Consider the following 20,015-nt stretch of genomic DNA (forward strand, 5'->3'; position numbering starts at 1 on the left):
CGTACCGCCCGGTGTGCCCCGATTCCCCACGAGGGGCGGGCACTTCGCACCGCCCCCGGCCGTTTCACCGAATGACGGCCGGGGGCGGTACCGTTCGGTAGGGTGCGGACTCCGTACCCGCCTTCCGGCGCCTAGCGTGTGTACGAGATGGAGTGGCAACGGATGCAGCACGCAGTGGGATCTCCGCTGCCGCCGCCCCACCAGCAGGGGCACGGGCCGCACACCACCTGGGCACCGGCCGCGGGGGCGCCACAGGGTCCCGGCGTCCCGCCACCCGGATTCGCGGGTCCCGTACCGCCCGCGCCGCTCACGCCACCGGTTCCGCCCTCGCAGGCCCCGGCTCCGCAGCACCCCGCCCCCCGGCACCCGGTGTCCCCGCCGCCCGCGCCCGACGTCTCCGGGCATGTCACGCTGCCGCCCGGCGGCCCCGTCGGCGTTCCCGCGGCGCCGCCCCACATGACCGCGCCCGACCCCTCGGGCACCACACTCGCCGTGCTGCTGATCGGTCCGGCGGGCGCGGGCAAGACCAGCGTGGCCAAGTACTGGGCCGACCACCGCCGGGTGCCCACCGCCCACATCAGCCTGGACGACGTCCGCGAGTGGGTCCGCTCCGGCTTCGCCGACCCGCAGACCGGGTGGAACGACCACTCCGAGGCCCAGTACCGCCTGGCCCGCCGCACCTGCGGCTTCGCCGCCCGCAACTTCCTGGCCAACGGGATCTCCTGCATCCTCGACGACGCGGTCTTCCCGGACCGTCCCGTGGTGGGGCTCGGCGGCTGGAAGCGCCATGTGGGCCCCGGCCTGCTCCCGGTGGTGCTGCTGCCGGGGCTGGACATCGTCCTGGAGCGCAACGCCGAGCGCTCGGGCAACCGCCGCCTCACCGACGAGGAGGTGGCCCGCATCCACGGCCGCATGGCCGGCTGGTACGGCTCCGGGCTGCCCATCATCGACAACTCCCAGCTGGACGTCCCCGGCACCGCACGGGTCCTCGACGAGGTGCTGGCCCGCGCGATCGCCAGCCCGCCGAACTGGTAGGGGCACCGGCCGCACCCCACTCGGCCCCTGCCAACCGGCACAAACCGGGCACAACTTCTACGCTCGTCTCATGTCAGAGGTGTACGCGACCCGCCGATCCCGGCTGAGGGAACGCTGCAACGCGGCCGGTACCGCGGCAGCGCTCATCTCCCGCCCCGCCAATGTGCGCTACCTGGCGGGCGCCGCGCCCCAGGGCGCCGTCCTGCTGCTCGGCAGGGACCAGGACCAGTTGGTGTGCCCCGTCCCGCCGGAGGACCGGCCCGCGGACGGGCGCCCCGACGAGTCCCTGGTCCTGCACATCCTGTCCGCGCCCGGCCGCGACCCGGCCGTGGCCGCCGCGGACCTGGCCGGGAGCCAGGGCAGTGAGGCCCTCGCCGTGGAGGAGCACCACCTCACCGTCGCCCGGTACCGGGCCCTGGACGCCGTGGCGCCCAAGGTGCGCCTCGCCGGGCTCGGTACGGCCGTGGAGCAGCTCAGGCTGATCAAGGACGAGGAGGAGATCTCCTGTCTGCGCATCGGCGCCGAGATCGCCGACCAGGCCCTCGGCGAGCTGCTGGAGTCCATCCTGGTCGGCCGCACCGAGCGCCACCTCGCGCTGGAGCTGGAGCGCCGGCTGGTCGACCACGGCGCCGAGGGGCCCGCCTTCCCGACCTCCGTCGCCACCGGCCCCAACTCCGGCCGCGCGGGCCACCGTCCCACCGACCGCCGGGTGGAGGAGGGCGACTTCCTCTCCGTCTGCCTGGGCGCCGCCTACCGCGGTTACCGGTGCGAGATCGGCCGGACCTTCGTGATCGGCACCTCGCCGGCCGACTGGCAGGTCGAGCTGTACGACCTGGTCTTCGCCGCCCAACGGGCCGGTCGCGAGGCCCTCGTACCCGGTGCCGCCTGCCGTGACGTGGACCGTGCCGCGCGCCAGGTGCTGGACTCGGCCGGGCACGGCGCGGCCCTCCAGGCGGCCACCGGACACGGGGTCGGCCTCGAAATCGACGAGGACCCGCAGCTCGCCCCCGCGGCCATGGGTAAACTTGACGCTTGCGTGCCGGTCACCGTCGAGCCGGGGGTCCACCTTCCGGGCCGGGGCGGAGTCCGGATCGATGACACGCTCGTCGTCCGCCCCGAGGCGGACGGCGGACCCGAGCTACTCACCATCACGACCAAGGAACTGCTCGCCCTGTAGACAGGTGCGTGCGCCGGGGTCGTACGTCAGTCCAGGAGATTCCGCAACCGTGGCTTCCACGAACGACCTCAAGAACGGCATGGTGCTCAAGCTCGACGGGGGCCAGCTTTGGTCCGTCGTCGAGTTCCAGCACGTCAAGCCCGGTAAGGGCCCGGCCTTCGTGCGCACCAAGCTCAAGAACGTCCTCTCCGGCAAGGTGGTCGACAAGACCTTCAACGCCGGTGTCAAGGTCGAGACGGCCACCGTCGACAAGCGCGACATGCAGTACTCGTACAAGGACGGCGAGTACTTCGTCTTCATGGACATGGAGACGTACGACCAGCTCCACATCGACCCGAAGGCCGTCGGTGACGCCGCGAACTTCCTGATCGAGGGCTTCACCGCCGTCGTCGCCCAGCACGAGGGCGAGGTGCTCTTCGTGGAGCTGCCGGCCGCCGTCGAGCTGGTCATCCAGGAGACCGAGCCGGGCGTCCAGGGCGACCGCTCCACCGGTGGCACCAAGCCCGCCACCCTGGAGACCGGCCACCAGATCCAGGTCCCGCTCTTCATCACCACCGGCGAGAAGATCAAGGTCGACACCCGCACGAGCGACTACCTCGGCCGGGTGAACAGCTAACCGTGGCCGCCCGCAACACGGCTCGCAAGCGCGCCTTCCAGATCCTCTTCGAGGGTGACCAGCGCGGCACCGACGTCATCACGGTCCTCGCCGACTGGGTCCGGCTCTCCCGGAGCGACACCCGGCAGCCGCCCGTCAGCGAGTACACCATGCAGCTCGTCGAGGGGTACGCCGAGCGCGCCCGCCGTATCGACGACCTGATCGCGCAGTACGCGGTGGGCTGGACGCTCGACCGCATGCCGGTCGTCGACCGCAACCTGCTGCGCCTCGGCGCGTACGAGCTGATCTGGGAGGACGAGACCCCGGACGCGGTCGTCCTCGACGAGATGGTGCAGCTCGCGAAGGAGTTCTCGACGGACGAGTCGCCGGCCTTCGTGAACGGCCTCCTGGGCCGCTTCAAGGAGTTGAAGCCGAGCCTGCGGCGCGAGTAGTTTTCGCCGGAGCGCGCCGCAGGGGCGCGGAGGGACTGCGTGTGCCGGCCCGTTCGGGCTGGTCGCGCGGTTCCCCGCGCCCCTTTGGGTTTCTCCGCGCCTGCCAGCCGAAAAGGCCGCCGGGGTGGCAGGGAAGGTCTCCCCGCCACCCCGGCGGCACGTTTCTGCTGCTGAACCCCGCGGAGCGGTCAGCTGTCCTCGTGGGCGACCGCGCGGCGCGCGTCCGCGTCCAGGACGCCCCAGCTGATGAGCTGCTCGGTGAGGACCGAGGGGGACTGGTCGTAGATGACGGCGAGGGTCCGCAGGTCGTCCTGGCGGATCGACAGCACCTTGCCGTTGTAGTCACCGCGCTGGGACTGGATCGTCGCCGCGTACCGCTGGAGGGGGCCCGCCTTCTCGGCCGGCACGGTGGCCAGCCGCTCCAGGTCCAGGACCAGCTTCGGCGGCGGCTCGGCGGCCCCGCCAGGCGTGGTTCCCGGCAGCAGCTCCTGCACCGGAACGCCGTAGAAATCGGCCAGCTCGGCCAGGCGCTGTACGGTCACGGCACGGTCGCCGCGCTCGTAGGAACCGACCACCACGGCCTTCCAGCGCCCCTGGGACTTCTCCTCGACACCGTGGAGGGAAAGGCCCTGCTGGGTGCGGATGGCCCGGAGCTTGGCCCCGAGCTGTTTGGCGTATTCGCTGGACATATAGCTCCCCGGACACTGTGTAGACGCGGGCGGCAGGTGATCCCACCGCGCGGCTGGTAACTCACTGTGAGGTTACGCAGCGTGATTCTCCTGCGTCAAGCCGAATGGTCCACACCGACTCTTCCGTGGTAGTGGCCGCCCATTGCGCCAAGTGGGTGAAGAAGCCGCTCCGGCGACCTGCTAGGGTGGTTGGCGCAAATCCGACGTCCTTTAAAGTCCGTCCCGTGAGGCGGAGAAGGAGGTCCGTTTCGTATGGACACGCACGCCAATCCGCTGAACTCCGATGCCCGGCCCGTACTCGAAGGCCCGGACATCGCCCGCGTTCTGACCCGCATCGCCCACGAGATCGTCGAACGCGCCAAGGGCGCCGACGACGTGGTGCTCCTCGGCATCCCCACACGAGGCGTCTTCCTCGCCCAGCGGCTCGCCGTCAAGCTGGAGCAGGTCACCGGCCGGAAGATCCCCGTCGGCTCGCTCGACATCACGATGTACCGCGACGACCTGCGCATGCACCCCCCGCGCGCCCTCGCCCGCACCGAGATCCCCGCTGAGGGCGTCGACGGCCGCCTGGTGGTACTCGTCGACGACGTGCTCTTCTCCGGCCGCACCATCCGCGCCGCCCTCGACGCCCTGAACGACATCGGGCGCCCCCGCGCGGTGCAGCTCGCCGTCCTCGTCGACCGCGGACACCGGGAACTCCCGATCCGCGCCGACTACGTCGGCAAGAACCTCCCCACGTCGCTGCGGGAGACGGTCAAGGTCCAGCTCGCCGAGGAGGACGGACGGGACACCGTGCTGCTCGGTGCCAAGTCTGCCGACCAGTAGCGCTTCCGGGTGCCCGGCCGCTTCGGCGCGCCCCGACGCACCCCGGCCCGCCCGAAACCTCCCGTATTAACTGCCTTACGGAGCCTGACAGATGCAGCGTCATCTCATCTCGGCCGCCGACCTCACCCGCGACGACGCCGTCCTGATCCTCGACACCGCCGAGGAGATGGCCCGGGTCGCGGACCGGCCGATCAAGAAACTGCCGGCCCTGCGCGGCCGTACGGTCTGCAACCTCTTCTTCGAGGACTCGACCCGCACCCGGATCTCGTTCGAGGCCGCCGAGAAGCGCCTCTCCGCCGACGTCATCAACTTCGCGGCCAAGGGCTCCAGCGTCTCCAAGGGCGAGTCCCTCAAGGACACCGCCCAGACGCTGGAGGCGATGGGCGTGGACGCCGTCGTCATCCGGCACAGCGCCTCCGGCGCCCCCTACCGCCTCGCCAACTCCGGCTGGATCGACGCCCCGGTCATCAACGCCGGCGACGGCACCCACCAGCACCCCACCCAGGCCCTGCTGGACGCCTTCACCATGCGCCGCCGCCTCATCGGCGCCGACGCCGGCCTCGGCCGGGACCTCGACGGCAAGCGCGTCACCCTCGTCGGCGACGTCCTGCACAGCCGGGTCGCCCGCTCCAACGTGGACCTGCTGCACACCCTGGGCGCCGAGGTCACCCTGGTCGCGCCGCCCACCCTGCTGCCGGTCGGCGTGGAGACCTGGCCCTGCGAGGTCTCCTACGACCTCGACTCCACGCTGCCCAAGTCCGACGCGGTGATGATGCTCCGCGTCCAGCGCGAGCGGATGAACGCCGCGTTCTTCCCCACCGAGCGCGAGTACTCCCGCCGCTACGGCCTCGACGGCGACCGCATGGCCAAGCTGCCGGAGCACGCCATCGTGATGCACCCCGGCCCGATGGTCCGGGGCATGGAGATCACCGCCGAGGTCGCCGACTCCGACCGCTGCACGGTCGTGGAGCAGGTGGCCAACGGCGTCTCCATCCGCATGGCCGTCCTCTACCTGCTGCTCGGCGGCAACGAGCCCGCCGGCACCGCCCACCTTCGTACCGAGGAGAAGTAAGACCCATGAGCAAGATCCTGATCCGTGGTGCGAAGGTGCTCGGGGGCGAGCCGCAGGACGTACTGATCGACGGCGAGCTGATCGCGGCGGTCGGCACCGGGCTGAGTGCCGAGGGCGCCGAGGTGGTCGAGGCCGACGGCAAGGTGCTGCTGCCGGGCCTGGTCGACCTGCACACCCATCTGCGCGAGCCGGGCCGCGAGGACTCCGAGACCGTGCTCACCGGCACCCGCGCCGCCGCCTCCGGGGGCTTCACCGCCGTCTTCGCCATGGCCAACACCTTCCCGGTCGCCGACACCGCCGGCGTGGTCGAGCAGGTCTGGCGGCTCGGCAAGGAGTCCGGCTACTGCGACGTACGCCCCATCGGCGCCGTCACCGTGGGCCTGGAGGGCAAGAAGCTGGCCGAGCTGGGCGCCATGAACGACTCGGCCGCCCAGGTCAGCGTCTTCTCCGACGACGGCAAGTGCGTGGACGACGCGGTGATCATGCGCCGCGCCCTGGAGTACGTGAAGGCGTTCGGCGGGGTCGTCGCCCAGCACGCCCAGGAGCCGCGGCTCACCGAGGGCGCCCAGATGAACGAGGGCGTCGTCTCCGCCGAGCTGGGCCTGGGCGGCTGGCCGGCCGTCGCCGAGGAGTCGATCATCGCGCGGGACGTACTGCTCGCCGAGCACGTCGGCTCCCGCCTGCACATCTGCCACCTCTCCACGGCCGGCTCGGTGGAGATCATCCGCTGGGCCAAGTCCCGCGGCATCGACGTCACCGCCGAGGTGTGCCCGCACCACCTGCTCCTGACCGAGGAAATGGTGCGCACCTACAACCCCGCCTACAAGGTCAACCCGCCGCTGCGCACCGAGCGCGATGTGCGCGCCCTGCGCGAGGCGCTGGCCGACGGCACGATCGACATCGTCGCCACCGACCACGCCCCGCACCCGCACGAGGACAAGGACTGCGAGTGGGCCGCGGCGGCCATGGGCATGGTCGGCCTGGAGACCGCGCTGTCCGTGGTGCAGGAGACCATGGTGGAGACCGGCCTGCTGGACTGGGCCGCGGTCGCCGACCGGATGTCCTTCACCCCGGCCCGGATCGGCAACGCCACCGGCCACGGCCGCCCGGTCGCCGCGGGCGAGCCCGCCAACCTCACCCTCGTGGACACGGCCTACCGTGGACAGGTGGACCCCGCGCGCTTCGCCTCGCGCAGCCGCAACACCCCCTACGAGGGCCGCGAGCTGCCGGGCCGTGTCACCCACACCTGGCTGCGGGGCAAGGCCACGCTCATGGACGGGAAGCTCACGTGACACCTGCAACTCAGCTCGCCGTATCGCTCGCCGCCGGGCTGGCGGACGAGAAGAAGTCGGCCGCGGTGACCGACTGGGCCGCCCGCCTGGGCTGGCTCGTCGGCCTGGCCCTCTTCGTCGCCCTCGTCTACTGGCTGATGCGCGAGGGCTGGAAGTGGCGCGGCACCCTCCAGAGCGACCTGCCCGAACTCCCCGAGGTGCCGGACGACCTCGGCGCCGGGAAACTTTCCATGAGCGGCCGCTACCACGGCTCCACCACCGCCGGCCAGTGGCTGGACCGGATCGTGGCCCACGGCCTGGGCTCCCGCAGCCGGGCCGAGCTGACCCTCACCGACGCGGGGCTGGCCGTCGAGCGCCCCGGCGCCACCGACTTCTTCATCCCCGCCGGAGCGCTGCGCGGCGCCCGGCTCGACAAGGGCATCGCGGGCAAGGTCCTCACCGAGGGCGGACTGCTCGTGGTGACCTGGGCGCACGGCGAGAAGCTGATCGACTCCGGCTTCCGCTCCGACCACGCGGCCGAACACACCACCTGGGTCGACACCCTGAACCAGATGACCAACCACACGGAAGGCGCACGATGACGACCTCCACCAGGGGAGCCGCCAGGACTCCCGCCGTACTCGTCCTGGAGGACGGCCGTACCTTCCGCGGCCGCGCCTACGGGGCCGTGGGGGAGACCTTCGGCGAGGCCGTGTTCTCCACCGGCATGACCGGCTACCAGGAGACCCTGACCGACCCCTCCTACGACCGCCAGATCGTCGTCGCCACCGCCCCCCAGATCGGCAACACCGGCTGGAACGACGAGGACGACGAGTCCGGCCGCATCTGGGTCTCCGGCTACGTGGTGCGCGACCCCGCGCGCGTGCCGTCCAACTGGCGCTCCCGGCGCTCCCTGGACGACGAGCTGACCGCCCAGGGCGTCGTCGGCATCAGCGGCATCGACACCCGCGCCCTCACCCGTCACCTGCGCGAGCGCGGCTCCATGCGCGCCGGCATCTTCTCCGGCGAGGCGCTCGCCCCCGACGCCGAACTGGTGCAGCGGGTGCAGGCCCAGCCGCACATGAAGGGCGCGAGCCTCTACGAGGAGGTCGCCACCAAGGAGGCGTACGTCGTCCCCGCGGTCGGCGAGAAGAAGTTCACCGTCGCCGCGATCGACCTCGGCATCAAGGGCATGACCCCGCAGCGGATGGCCGAGCGCGGCATCGAGGTCCACGTGCTCCCGGCGACCGCCACGGCCGAGGACGTCTACGCCGTGGAGCCCGACGGGGTGTTCTTCTCCAACGGCCCCGGCGACCCGGCCACGGCCGACGGCCCGGTGGCCCTGATGACCGCCGTGCTGGAGCGGAAGACCCCGCTGTTCGGCATCTGCTTCGGCAACCAGATCCTCGGCCGCGCCCTCGGCTTCGGCACCTACAAGCTGAAGTACGGCCACCGCGGCATCAACCAGCCGGTCCAGGACCGCACCACCGGCAAGGTGGAGGTCACCGCGCACAACCACGGCTTCGCCGTCGACGCGCCGCTGGACAAGGTCAGCGAGACGAAGTTCGGCCGCGCCGAGGTCTCCCACGTCTGCCTGAACGACGACGTGGTGGAGGGCCTCCAGCTCCTCGATCAGCCGGCCTTCTCCGTCCAGTACCACCCCGAGGCGGCGGCCGGTCCGCACGACGCCGCCTACCTGTTCGACCGCTTCACGTCTTTGATGAGCACCGTCCGGGAGGGCCAGCGTGCCTAAGCGCTCCGACATCCAGTCCGTCCTGGTCATCGGCTCCGGCCCGATCGTCATCGGTCAGGCCGCCGAGTTCGACTACTCCGGCACCCAGGCGTGCCGCGTGCTCAAGGCCGAGGGCCTGCGCGTGATCCTGGTCAACTCCAACCCGGCGACGATCATGACCGACCCGGAGATCGCCGACGCCACCTACGTCGAGCCGATCACCCCCGAGTTCGTCGAGAAGATCATCGCCAAGGAGCGCCCCGACGCCCTCCTGCCCACCCTGGGCGGCCAGACGGCCCTGAACACCGCCATCTCGCTGCACGACAGCGGGGTGCTGGAGAAGTACGGCGTCGAACTGATCGGCGCCCGGCCCGAGGCGATCCACAAGGGCGAGGACCGCGACCTCTTCAAGGGCGTCGTGGAGGAGGTCCGCAAGAAGACCGGCCACGGCGAGTCCGCCCGCTCGGTCATCTGCCACACCATGGACGACGTCCTCCGCGGCGTCGACACGCTCGGCGGCTACCCCGTCGTCGTCCGCCCCTCCTTCACCATGGGCGGCGCCGGCTCCGGCTTCGCCCACGACGAGGACGAGCTGCGCCGCATCGCCGGCCAGGGCCTCACGCTCTCCCCGACCACCGAGGTGCTCTTGGAGGAGTCCATCCTCGGCTGGAAGGAGTACGAGCTGGAGCTGATGCGCGACAAGAACGACAACGTCGTGGTCGTCTGCTCCATCGAGAACTTCGACCCGATGGGCGTGCACACCGGCGACTCGATCACCGTCGCCCCCGCGATGACGCTGACCGACCGCGAGTACCAGCTGCTGCGCGACGTCGGCATCGCCATCATCCGCGAGGTCGGCGTGGACACCGGCGGCTGCAACATCCAGTTCGCCGTCAACCCCGAGGACGGCCGGGTCATCGTCATCGAGATGAACCCGCGCGTCTCGCGGTCCTCCGCGCTCGCCTCCAAGGCCACCGGCTTCCCGATCGCCAAGATCGCCGCCAAGCTGGCCGTCGGCTACACGCTGGACGAGATCCCGAACGACATCACGCGGGAGACCCCGGCCTCCTTCGAGCCCACGCTCGACTACGTCGTCGTCAAGGCCCCCCGGTTCGCCTTCGAGAAATTCCCGCAGGCCGACTCCACGCTGACCACCACGATGAAGTCGGTCGGCGAGGCCATGGCCATCGGCCGCAACTTCACCGAGGCGTTCCAGAAGGCGCTGCGCTCGCTGGAGAAGAAGGGCAGCCAGTTCACCTTCACCGGTGACCCCGGCGACAAGAAGGCCCTCCTCGAAGAGGCGGTACGCCCCACCGACGGCCGGATCAACACCGTCATGCAGGCGATCCGCGCGGGTGCCACCCCGGAGGAGATCTTCGAGTACACGAAGATCGACCCCTGGTTCGTGGACCAGCTCTTCCTCATCAAGGAGACCGCGGACGAGCTGGCCGAGGCGCCCGAGCTGACCGCCGAGCTGCTCGCCGAGGCCAAGCGGCACGGCTTCTCCGACCTCCAGATCGGTGAGATCCGGGGCCTGCGCGAGGACGTCGTCCGCGAGGTCCGGCATGTGCTCGGCATCCGCCCGGTCTACAAGACGGTCGACACCTGCGCCGCCGAGTTCGCCGCCAGGACGCCGTACTTCTACTCCTCCTACGACGAGGAGAGCGAGGTCGCGCCGCGCGAGAAGCCCGCCGTGATCATCCTGGGCTCCGGGCCCAACCGCATCGGCCAGGGCATCGAGTTCGACTACTCCTGCGTCCACGCCTCCTTCGCGCTCTCCGACGCCGGGTACGAGACGGTGATGGTCAACTGCAACCCGGAGACCGTCTCCACCGACTACGACACCTCCGACCGGCTCTACTTCGAGCCGCTCACCCTGGAGGACGTGCTGGAGATCGTGCACGCGGAGTCCCTCGCCGGCCCCGTCGCCGGTGTGGTCGTGCAGCTCGGCGGGCAGACCCCGCTGGGCCTCGCGCAGGCGCTGAAGGACAACGGCGTGCCGGTCGTCGGCACCCCGCCCGAGGCCATCCACGCCGCCGAGGACCGGGGCGCCTTCGGCCGCGTGCTCGCCGAGGCCGGCCTGCCCGCCCCCAAGCACGGCACCGCCACCACCTTCGCCGAGGCCAAGGCCATCGCGGACGAGATCGGCTACCCGGTCCTGGTCCGCCCCTCCTACGTCCTCGGCGGGCGCGGCATGGAGATCGTGTACGAGGAGGAGCGGCTCTCCGCGTACATCGAGGAGTCCACCGAGATCAGCCCGTCCCGGCCGGTCCTCGTGGACCGCTTCCTGGACGACGCCATCGAGATCGACGTCGACGCCCTGTACGACGGCGAGGAGCTGTACCTCGGCGGCGTCATGGAGCACATCGAGGAGGCCGGCATCCACTCCGGCGACTCGGCGTGCGCCCTGCCCCCCATCACGCTGGGCGGCTTCGACATCAAGCGGCTGCGCGCCTCCACCGAGGCCATCGCCAAGGGTGTCGGCGTCCGCGGACTGATCAACATCCAGTTCGCCATGTCGGGCGACATCCTCTACGTCCTGGAGGCCAACCCGCGCGCCTCCCGCACGGTCCCGTTCACCTCCAAGGCGACCGCCGTCCCGCTCGCCAAGGCCGCCGCCCGCATCTCGCTGGGCACGACCATCGCCGAGCTGCGCGCCGAGGGCCTGCTGCCCGCCACCGGCGACGGCGGCGAACTCCCGCTGGACGCGCCGATCTCCGTCAAGGAGGCCGTGATGCCCTGGTCCCGCTTCCGGGACATCCAGGGCCGCGGCGTGGACACCGTGCTCGGCCCGGAGATGCGCTCCACCGGCGAGGTCATGGGCATCGACTCCGTCTTCGGCACGGCGTACGCCAAGTCGCAGGCGGGCGCGTACGGCCCGCTGCCCACCAAGGGCCGCGCGTTCATCTCGGTCGCCAACCGCGACAAGCGCTCGATGATTTTCCCGGCCCGCGAGCTGGTCGCGCACGGCTTCGAGCTGCTGGCCACCTCCGGCACCGCCGAGGTCCTCAAGCGCAACGGCATCAACGCCACCGTCGTGCGCAAGCAGTCCGAGGGCGCCGGCCCGAACGGCGAGCGGACCATCGTCCAGCTCATCCACGACGGCGAGGTCGACCTCATCGTCAACACGCCCTACGGCACCGGCGGCCGCCTCGACGGCTACGACATCCGTACGGCGGCCGTGGCCCGCTCGGTGCCCTGCCTGACGACCGTCCAGGCGCTCGCCGCCGCCGTCCAGGGCATCGACGCCCTCGGCCGCGGGGAAGTGGGTGTCCGCTCCCTGCAGGAGCACGCGGAACATCTGAACGCGGCCCGCGACTAGCCGCGCCGAGGGGGACACCGGAAACGGTGTCCCCCTCTTCATGAGCCACGCCCGCCCCCGCCTTCGAGGACTTTCCCATGTACAAGCTGTTCTTCCGGCTGATCTTCCAGCGGATGGACCCGGAACAGGCCCACCACCTCGCCTTCCGCTGGATTCGTCTGCTCGCCCGCATCCCGGTCCTGCGCACCTTCGCCGCCGCCGCGCTGGCCCCCCGGCACGAGGAACTGCGCACCGAGGCCCTCGGCCTGCGCATGCACGGCCCCTTCGGACTCGCCGCCGGCTTCGACAAGAACGCCGTCGGCATCGACGGACTCTCCATGCTCGGCTTCGACCACGTCGAGATCGGCACCGTCACCGGCGAGGCCCAGCCCGGCAACCCGAAGAAGCGGCTGTTCCGGCTGGTCGCCGACCGCGCCCTGATCAACCGCATGGGCTTCAACAACGAGGGCTCCCTCGCCGTGGCCGCCCGCCTCGCCTCCCGGCGCCCGGTGTTCCGTACGGTCGTCGGCGTCAACATCGGCAAGACCAAGGCCGTCCCCGAGGCGGACGCGGTCGCCGACTACGTGAAGTCCGCCGAGCGGCTCGCCCCGCACGCCGACTACCTTGTGGTCAACGTCTCCTCCCCGAACACCCCCGGCCTGCGCAACCTCCAGGCCACCGAGGCGCTGCGCCCGCTGCTCGGCGCCGTGCGCGAGGCCGCCGACCGCGCCACCGGCGACCGCCGCGTGCCGCTCCTGGTGAAGATCGCCCCCGACCTGGCGGACGAGGACGTCGACGCCGTCGCCGACCTCGCCGTGGAACTCGGCCTGGACGGCATCATCGCCACCAACACCACCATCGCCCGCGAGGGCCTCGGCCTGCGCTCCGCGCCCTCGGTGGTCAAGGAGACCGGCGGCCTGTCCGGCGCCCCGCTCAAGGCACGCTCCCTTCAGGTGCTGCGCCGCCTGTACGCGCGCGTGGGCGACCGCATCACCCTGGTGGGCGTCGGCGGCGTCGAGACCGCGGAGGACGCCTGGCAGCGCATCCTGGCCGGCGCCACCCTGGTCCAGGGCTACAGCGCCTTCGTCTACGAGGGCCCCTTCTGGACCCGCGCCGTGCACAAGGGCCTCGCCGCCCGGCTCAAGGCCAGCCCGTACGCCACCCTCGCCGACGCGGTCGGCGCCGACGTCAGGAACCCCGCATGACCGAGTCCTTCGGTACCCGTCTGCGCCGTGCCATGGACGAGCGCGGCCCGCTGTGCGTCGGCATCGACCCGCACGCCTCGCTGCTCGCCGACTGGGGCCTGAACGACGACGTGGCCGGCCTGGAGCGGTTCGGCCGCACGGTCGTGGAGGCCGTCGCCGACCGGGTCGCCGTCGTCAAGCCGCAGAGCGCGTTCTTCGAGCGGTTCGGCTCGCGCGGTGTCGCCGTCCTGGAGCGCGTCGTCGAGGAGACCCGCGCGGCGGGCGCCCTGGTCGTGATGGACGCCAAGCGCGGCGACATCGGCTCCACCATGGCCGGGTACGCGGAAGCGTTCCTGCACAAGGACGCCCCGCTGTTCTCGGACGCCCTCACCGTCTCCCCGTACCTCGGCTACGGCTCGCTCGCCCCGGCGGTCGAGCTGGCCCGCGAGAGCGGCACCGGGCTGTTCGTGCTCGCGCTGACCTCCAACCCGGAGGGTCCCGAGGTGCAGCACGCGGTCCGCGCGGACGGGCGCAGTGTCGCCGCGACCGTATTGGCCCACCTCGCCGCCGAGAACGCGGGCGCCGAGCCGCTGGGCTCCTTCGGCGCGGTCGTGGGCGCCACGGTGGGCGACCTGTCGTCCTACGACCTCGCCATCAACGGCCCGCTGCTCGCCCCCGGCGTCGGCGCCCAGGGCGCCACGCCGGCGGACCTCCCGGCGGTGTTCGGGAGCGCGGTGGGCAATGTGGTGCCGAACGTCAGCCGGGGCGTGCTGCGGCACGGCCCCGGCATCGCGTCGCTGCGGGCGGCCACGGCGGCCTTCGCGGACGAGATCCGGGCCGCCGTCGCGGGCTCCTGAGCACCGCGGACGGGCTCGGCCGGGGGTCCGAGAGGCGAATACATCCGCGAATCGTGGGCAGTATGCCGGAAAAGTCCGTCCTCACGGAGGCTGACCAGGACTTTTCCGCTGTTCTCGCTGACTCCGGCGAACATGCCCGCTAGTCTCCGAGCAGTGAGAGCGGGCGAGCGTGTTGCTCGTGGCTCCCCAGGTGTGGGGCGACTAGGTTCCTCACCGGTCCGTATCCGACAGTTCGACATCCGAGGTGACGTAGGCGTGGCTCTTCCGCCCCTTACCCCTGAACAGCGCGCAGCCGCGCTCGAAAAGGCCGCCGCGGCTCGCCGGGAGCGGGCCGAGGTCAAGAATCGACTCAAGCACTCCGGCGCCTCGCTGCACGAGGTCATCAAGCAGGGCCAGGAGAACGAGGTCATCGGCAAGATGAAGGTCTCGGCCCTGCTGGAGTCCCTGCCGGGCGTGGGCAAGGTCCGCGCCAAGCAGATCATGGAGCGTCTGGGCATCTCCGAGAGCCGCCGTGTCCGCGGCCTCGGTTCCAACCAGATCGCCTCCCTGGAGCGTGAGTTCGGCAGCACCGGCTCCTGAGTCCGGGCGCTGCCCGGACCGGAGTCCCGGACACTCCGGGATTGCTGGAATAATCGCTGCATGGCTGGAACATTCCGGGGGACGTCCCCCGTACCCCCGGACGCACGTCCGCGGCTGACCGTGCTCTCCGGCCCCTCCGGGGTCGGCAAGAGCACGGTCGTCGCCCATATGCGCAAAGAGCACCCCGACGTATGGCTGTCGGTGTCCGCGACCACCCGCAAGCCGCGCCCCGGTGAGCAGCACGGCGTCCACTACTTCTTCGTCACCGACGAGGAGATGGACAAGCTGATCGCCAACGGCGAGCTGCTGGAGTGGGCCGAGTTCGCCGGCAACCGCTACGGCACGCCCCGCGCGGCCGTGCTGGAGCGACTGGAGAAGGGCGAGCCGGTACTGCTGGAGATCGACCTCCAGGGCGCCCGGCAGGTCCGCGAGTCGATGTCCGACGCCCAACTGGTCTTCCTCGCCCCGCCGTCCTGGGACGAGCTGGTGCGCCGGCTCACCGGCCGGGGCACCGAGCCGCCGGAGGTCATCGAGCGCCGGCTGGAGGCGGCCCGGACGGAACTGGCCGCCGAGCCCGAGTTCGACGTCACCCTGGTCAACACCTCCGTCGAGGACGTGGCCGGGGAGCTGCTAGCCTTGATGGACGTTGTGTGATCGTGACCGCCGTCCATCGACAGGACCTACCGGTCACGGTGCTCCACACCGACTGATTCTTTCCCACCCATCGGAAGGCAGAGCGTGTCCTCTTCCATCACCGCGCCCGAGGGCATCATCAACCCTCCGATCGACGAGCTCCTCGAGGCCACCGACTCGAAGTACAGCCTGGTGATCTACGCGGCCAAGCGCGCCCGTCAGATCAACGCGTACTACTCGCAGCTCGGTGAGGGCCTCCTCGAGTACGTCGGTCCGCTCGTCGACACCCACGTCCACGAGAAGCCGCTGTCGATCGCGCTGCGCGAGATCAACGCCGGTCTGCTGACCTCCGAGGCCATCGAGGGCCCGGCCCAGTAGTTCCCTCCGCTCGCGGTCGTACTTTCAGATCGCGGTCGACTTGTCCACAGGCCCGGCAGTCATGCTGCCGGGCCTGTGGTGTGTCATGGATGTCAAAGGTTCTCGAAAGTCCGGGGAGACGGTGGAGACGGTGGACAAGCCGAAGGTCGTGCTGGGCGTCAGCGGTGGCATCGCCGCGTACAAGTCCTGTGAGCTGCTCAGACGGTTCACAGAGTCGGGGCACGACGTGCGGGTGGTGCCGACCGCCTCCGCGCTGCACTTCGTCGGCGCCGCCACCTGGTCCGCGCTGTCCGGCAACCCGGTCTCCACCGAGGTCTGGGACAGCGTCCACGAGGTGCCGCACGTCCGCATCGGGCAGCACGCCGACCTCGTGGTGGTCGCGCCCGCCACCGCCGACATGCTCGCCAAGGCCGCGCACGGTCTCGCCGACGACCTGCTCACCAACACCCTGCTCACCGCGCGCTGTCCGGTGGTCTTCGCCCCGGCGATGCACACCGAGATGTGGGAGCACCCGGCCACCCAGGAGAACGTGGCCACGCTGCGCCGCCGGGGCGCGGTCGTCATCGAGCCCGCCGTGGGCCGCCTCACCGGCGTCGACACCGGCAAGGGGCGGCTGCCCGACCCGGCCGAGATCTTCGAGGTGTGCCGCCGGGTCCTGGCGCGGGGCGTGAGCGAACCCGACCTCGCGGGCCGCCATGTGGTGGTCTCGGCGGGCGGCACCCGGGAACCACTCGACCCGGTGCGCTTCCTCGGCAACCGCTCCTCCGGCAAGCAGGGGTACGCCCTCGCCCGGACCGCCGCCGCGCGCGGGGCCCGCGTGACCTTGGTCTCGGCCAACGCCTCCCTGCCCGACCCGGCCGGGGTGGACGTCGTGCACGTCGGCACCGCCGTCCAGCTCCGCGAGGCGGTGCTCAAGGCCGCGGCCGACGCCGACGCCGTGGTCATGGCCGCCGCCGTCGCCGACTTCCGCCCGGCGGTCTACGCGAGCGGGAAGATCAAGAAGAAGGACGGCCAGGAGCCCGAGCCGGTCGCCCTGGTCCGAAACCCCGACGTGCTCGCCGAGGTCTCCGCCGAGCGCGCCCGCCCCGGCCAGGTCGTCGTCGGCTTCGCCGCCGAGACCGACGACGTGCTCGCCAACGGCCGGGCCAAGCTGGCCCGCAAGGGCTGCGACCTGCTCGTGGTCAACGAGGTGGGGGAGCGCCGGACCTTCGGCTCGGAGGAGAACGAGGCGGTGGTCCTCGGCGCCGACGGCACCGAGACGGCCGTACCGCACGGGCCGAAGGAGGCCCTGGCGGACACCGTCTGGGACCTGGTGGCGGCGCGGCTGGGCTGAGCGGCTGGGCCGTTCGGGGCGGTCCGTTTTCGGCCACCCGGAGTCTTTTTTTCACACCGCGATGGCGCGTGGCGGATCTGTTCAAGGCCGCGCTCCAGCGTGCAGAATGCCTGTGCCGCAGGTCACAGCGTTCTCGCTGGGCGAGAACGGGTGGCCCTGCGGCCAGGTGCGACCGATAAACTGTTCGCGGACGACGTTGGGCGCAGCTCCCGACGTGGTCCTTCAATGATCAGCCAGCAGCCGCTGCAACCCCAGGGAGCGTTGTGTCCCGTCGCCTGTTCACCTCGGAGTCCGTGACCGAAGGTCACCCCGACAAGATCGCTGACCAGATCAGCGACACCATTCTCGACGCGCTGCTCCGCGAGGACCCCTCGTCCCGCGTCGCCGTCGAGACGCTGATCACCACCGGCCTGGTGCACGTGGCCGGCGAGGTCACGACCAAGGCTTACGCGCCCATCGCCCAGTTGGTGCGCGAGAAGATCCTCGAGATCGGGTACGACTCCTCCAAGAAGGGCTTCGACGGCGCCTCCTGCGGCGTCTCGGTGTCCATCGGCGCGCAGTCCCCGGACATCGCGCAGGGCGTCGACACCGCGTACGAGTCGCGGGTCGAGGGCGACGAGGACGAGCTGGACAAGCAGGGCGCGGGCGACCAGGGCCTGATGTTCGGCTACGCCTCCGACGAGACGCCGACGCTGATGCCGCTGCCGATCTTCCTGGCGCACCGCCTGTCCAAGCGCCTCTCCGAGGTCCGCAAGAACGGCACCATCCCCTACCTGCGCCCCGACGGCAAGACCCAGGTCACCATCGAGTACGACGGCGACAAGGCCGTCCGTCTCGACACCGTCGTGGTCTCCTCCCAGCACGCCTCCGACATCGACCTCGAGTCGCTGCTCGCGCCCGACATCCGCGAGTTCGTGGTCGAGCCCGAGCTGAAGGCCCTGCTGGACGAGGGCATCAAGATCGACACCGAGGGCTACCGGCTGCTGGTCAACCCGACCGGCCGCTTCGAGATCGGCGGCCCGATGGGCGACGCCGGCCTCACCGGCCGCAAGATCATCATTGACACCTACGGCGGCTTCGCCCGTCACGGTGGCGGCGCCTTCTCCGGCAAGGACCCGTCCAAGGTGGACCGCTCGGCCGCGTACGCCATGCGCTGGGTCGCCAAGAACGTGGTGGCCGCGGGCCTCGCCTCGCGCTGCGAGGTCCAGGTCGCCTACGCGATCGGCAAGGCCGAGCCGGTCGGTCTCTTCGTGGAGACCTTCGGCACCGCCAAGATCGACCCCGAGAAGATCGAGAAGGCCATCGACGAGGTCTTCGACCTGCGTCCGGCCGCGATCATCCGCGACCTCGACCTGCTGCGCCCGATCTACGCCCAGACGGCGGCCTACGGCCACTTCGGCCGTGAGCTCCCCGACTTCACCTGGGAGCGCACCGACCGCGTCGACGCCCTGCGCAAGGCCGCCGGCGTCTGATCCGCACCGCGTGAACCGGGGCCCGGCCTCCCTTCGGGGACGCCGGGCCCCGGCATGTTCTGGGTGCCTCGGCGGGCGGTGCTGTCAGTGGTCTTTGGTAAGAATGCAAGCGTGAGCAGCGACAACGGGCCGGGGGACGGCGGGGCCGAGGGGCCGCCGCCGGAGCAGCTCGCGCTCATCCGGGAGAGCGTGCGCGGCGCCGAGGTACCGCGCGCCAAGCCGCGCACCTGGCGTGGGGCCGCGCTCGCCAAGGACCGGCCGGTCGCGCGGGTGCTCGTCGACAAGGGCGTCCTGCATCTCGACCGCTACTTCGACTACGCGGTGCCCGAGGAACTCGACGCCGACGCCCAGCCCGGCGTCCGGGTCCGGGTGCGGTTCGGTGCCGGGCGGCACCGGGTGCGGGACGGGCGGCGCGAGGGCGGCGGCCTGATCGACGGCTACCTGATCGAGCGGCGGGAGGAGTCCGACTACGCGGGACCGCTCGCCGCCCTCGCCCAGGTCGTCTCCCCGGAGCCGGTGCTCGGCGAGGAACTCCTCGGGCTGGCCCGCGCAGTCGCCGACCGGTACGCGGGCAGCCTCGCCGACGTGCTGCAGCTGGCCGTGCCGCCGCGCAGCGCCCGCGCGGAGAAGCGCGCTTCCCCGGAGCCCCTCCCCGCGCCCCCCGCCCCGGACGCGGGCACCTGGGCCCGCTACGAGCACGGTCCCGCCTTCCTCGACGCCCTGGCCTCCGGCGGTTCGCCCCGTGCGGTGTGGAACGCGCTGCCCGGACCCGAGTGGAGCGAGGACATCGCCCGCGCCGTCGCCGCCACCCTCGCCTCCGGACGCGGCGCCCTGGTCGTCGTCCCCGACGGGCGGACCGCCGCGCGGGTCGACGCCGCGCTGACCGGCCTGCTCGGCAAGGGCCGTCACGCGCTGCTCACCGCCGACGCCGGACCCGAGAAGCGGTACGCGCAGTGGCTCGCGGTCCGGCGCGGCTCCGTACGGGCGGTCGTCGGCACCCGCGCCGCCATGTTCGCCCCCGTGCGGGACCTCGGGCTCGTGGCCGTCTGGGACGACGGCGACGACAGCCACAGCGAGCAGCACGCGCCCCAGCCGCATGCCCGCGACGTCCTGCTGCTTCGCGCCTCCCTCGACAAGTGCGCGTTCCTGGTGGGCGGTTGGAGCTGCACGGTGGAGGCGGCGCAGCTCGTCGAGAGCGGCTGGGCGCGGCCCCTGACCGCCGGACGCGACCAGGTCCGCCGTACCGCGCCGCTGGTACGCACCGTCGGGGACACCGACCTCGCCCGTGACGAGGCCGCCCGTGCCGCCCGGCTGCCCAGCCTCGCCTGGCAGGCCGTCCGGGAGGGGCTCAGGACCGGCCCGGTGCTGGTGCAGGTGCCCCGGCGCGGATACGTACCCCGCCTGGCCTGCGCCCAGTGCCGGGCGCCCGC

Annotated in this window: 18 protein-coding genes and 1 pseudogene; 18 read left to right on the forward strand and 1 reads right to left on the reverse strand. The window is 71.6% G+C overall.

Annotation, left to right across the window (positions count from 1 at the left end; genetic code table 11):
• The first annotated feature begins 162 nt into the window (after positions 1–162).
• The 4 genes from GT030_RS22450 (at position 163) to nusB (ending at position 3,259) form a co-directional block, all read left to right on the forward strand.
• The gene (locus tag GT030_RS22450) at positions 163–1,035 is read left to right on the forward strand and encodes a Pro-rich N-terminal domain-containing protein (protein WP_161202634.1); all 873 of its coding nucleotides are present in this window, start codon (positions 163–165) and stop codon (positions 1,033–1,035) included.
• Between the two features lie 70 nt (positions 1,036–1,105).
• Positions 1,106–2,212 carry an aminopeptidase P family protein gene (locus GT030_RS22455; RefSeq protein WP_161202635.1) on the forward strand — a complete coding sequence of 369 codons (1,107 nt, stop codon included), beginning with the start codon at positions 1,106–1,108 and terminating at the stop codon, positions 2,210–2,212.
• A gap of 49 nt (positions 2,213–2,261) precedes the next feature.
• Positions 2,262–2,828 carry an elongation factor P gene (efp, locus tag GT030_RS22460; RefSeq protein ID WP_130339883.1) on the forward strand — a complete coding sequence of 189 codons (567 nt, stop codon included), beginning with the start codon at positions 2,262–2,264 and terminating at the stop codon, positions 2,826–2,828.
• Between the two features lie 2 nt (positions 2,829–2,830).
• Positions 2,831–3,259, forward strand: a complete 429-nt coding sequence (nusB, locus tag GT030_RS22465; RefSeq protein ID WP_161202636.1) for a transcription antitermination factor NusB — start codon at positions 2,831–2,833, stop codon at positions 3,257–3,259.
• Between the two features lie 188 nt (positions 3,260–3,447).
• On the opposite strand, the gene bldD is transcribed toward nusB, so the two are convergent.
• A complete protein-coding gene (gene bldD / locus GT030_RS22470) occupies positions 3,448–3,948 on the reverse strand; it encodes a transcriptional regulator BldD (protein WP_018549006.1) in 501 nt (166 codons plus the stop codon).
• 252 nt (positions 3,949–4,200) lie between these two features.
• On the opposite strand from bldD, the gene pyrR reads away from it, so the two are divergent.
• The 14 genes and pseudogenes from pyrR to GT030_RS22540 all read left to right on the forward strand — a co-directional run.
• The gene (gene pyrR / locus GT030_RS22475) at positions 4,201–4,773 is read left to right on the forward strand and encodes a bifunctional pyr operon transcriptional regulator/uracil phosphoribosyltransferase PyrR (RefSeq protein WP_086694204.1); all 573 of its coding nucleotides are present in this window, start codon (positions 4,201–4,203) and stop codon (positions 4,771–4,773) included.
• Between the two features lie 91 nt (positions 4,774–4,864).
• Positions 4,865–5,845: an aspartate carbamoyltransferase catalytic subunit gene (locus GT030_RS22480; RefSeq protein ID WP_161202637.1), complete on the forward strand. Its 981-nt coding sequence runs from the start codon at positions 4,865–4,867 to the stop codon at positions 5,843–5,845.
• 5 nt (positions 5,846–5,850) lie between these two features.
• Positions 5,851–7,137: a dihydroorotase gene (locus tag GT030_RS22485; RefSeq protein WP_161202638.1), complete on the forward strand. Its 1,287-nt coding sequence runs from the start codon at positions 5,851–5,853 to the stop codon at positions 7,135–7,137.
• On the forward strand, positions 7,134–7,718 hold the full coding sequence (locus tag GT030_RS22490; RefSeq protein ID WP_161202639.1) for a hypothetical protein: 585 nt from the start codon (positions 7,134–7,136) through the stop codon (positions 7,716–7,718). The genes GT030_RS22485 and GT030_RS22490 overlap by 4 nt, the downstream gene beginning before the upstream one ends.
• Positions 7,715–8,869, forward strand: a complete 1,155-nt coding sequence (gene carA / locus GT030_RS22495; protein WP_161202640.1) for a glutamine-hydrolyzing carbamoyl-phosphate synthase small subunit — start codon at positions 7,715–7,717, stop codon at positions 8,867–8,869. Before GT030_RS22490 ends, carA begins: the two co-directional genes overlap by 4 nt.
• Positions 8,862–12,170 (forward strand): carbamoyl-phosphate synthase large subunit, encoded by a 3,309-nt coding sequence (gene carB / locus GT030_RS22500; protein ID WP_161202641.1) that lies wholly within the window; start codon positions 8,862–8,864, stop codon positions 12,168–12,170. Before carA ends, carB begins: the two co-directional genes overlap by 8 nt.
• A 77-nt stretch (positions 12,171–12,247) precedes the next feature.
• The gene (locus GT030_RS22505; protein WP_135792769.1) at positions 12,248–13,354 is read left to right on the forward strand and encodes a quinone-dependent dihydroorotate dehydrogenase; all 1,107 of its coding nucleotides are present in this window, start codon (positions 12,248–12,250) and stop codon (positions 13,352–13,354) included.
• Complete coding sequence (gene pyrF / locus GT030_RS22510) at positions 13,351–14,190, forward strand: orotidine-5'-phosphate decarboxylase (protein ID WP_161202642.1); 840 nt, start codon at positions 13,351–13,353, stop codon at positions 14,188–14,190. Before GT030_RS22505 ends, pyrF begins: the two co-directional genes overlap by 4 nt.
• A 255-nt stretch (positions 14,191–14,445) precedes the next feature.
• Complete coding sequence (locus tag GT030_RS22515; protein ID WP_030810589.1) at positions 14,446–14,769, forward strand: integration host factor; 324 nt, start codon at positions 14,446–14,448, stop codon at positions 14,767–14,769.
• A gap of 60 nt (positions 14,770–14,829) precedes the next feature.
• A complete protein-coding gene (gmk, locus tag GT030_RS22520) occupies positions 14,830–15,423 on the forward strand; it encodes a guanylate kinase (protein ID WP_135792771.1) in 594 nt (197 codons plus the stop codon).
• A gap of 84 nt (positions 15,424–15,507) precedes the next feature.
• Positions 15,508–15,780 (forward strand): DNA-directed RNA polymerase subunit omega, encoded by a 273-nt coding sequence (rpoZ, locus tag GT030_RS22525; RefSeq protein WP_005319902.1) that lies wholly within the window; start codon positions 15,508–15,510, stop codon positions 15,778–15,780.
• Between the two features lie 85 nt (positions 15,781–15,865).
• Positions 15,866–17,113: a bifunctional phosphopantothenoylcysteine decarboxylase/phosphopantothenate--cysteine ligase CoaBC gene (gene coaBC / locus GT030_RS22530; protein WP_161202643.1), complete on the forward strand. Its 1,248-nt coding sequence runs from the start codon at positions 15,866–15,868 to the stop codon at positions 17,111–17,113.
• A gap of 263 nt (positions 17,114–17,376) precedes the next feature.
• The gene (gene metK / locus GT030_RS22535; protein ID WP_086694212.1) at positions 17,377–18,585 is read left to right on the forward strand and encodes a methionine adenosyltransferase; all 1,209 of its coding nucleotides are present in this window, start codon (positions 17,377–17,379) and stop codon (positions 18,583–18,585) included.
• Between the two features lie 111 nt (positions 18,586–18,696).
• Positions 18,697–20,015 (forward strand): annotated as a pseudogene (locus GT030_RS22540) (primosome assembly protein PriA); the annotation flags it as partial.

This window comes from Streptomyces sp. SID1328, assembly GCF_009865595.1.
Classification (GTDB): domain Bacteria; phylum Actinomycetota; class Actinomycetes; order Streptomycetales; family Streptomycetaceae; genus Streptomyces; species Streptomyces griseoluteus.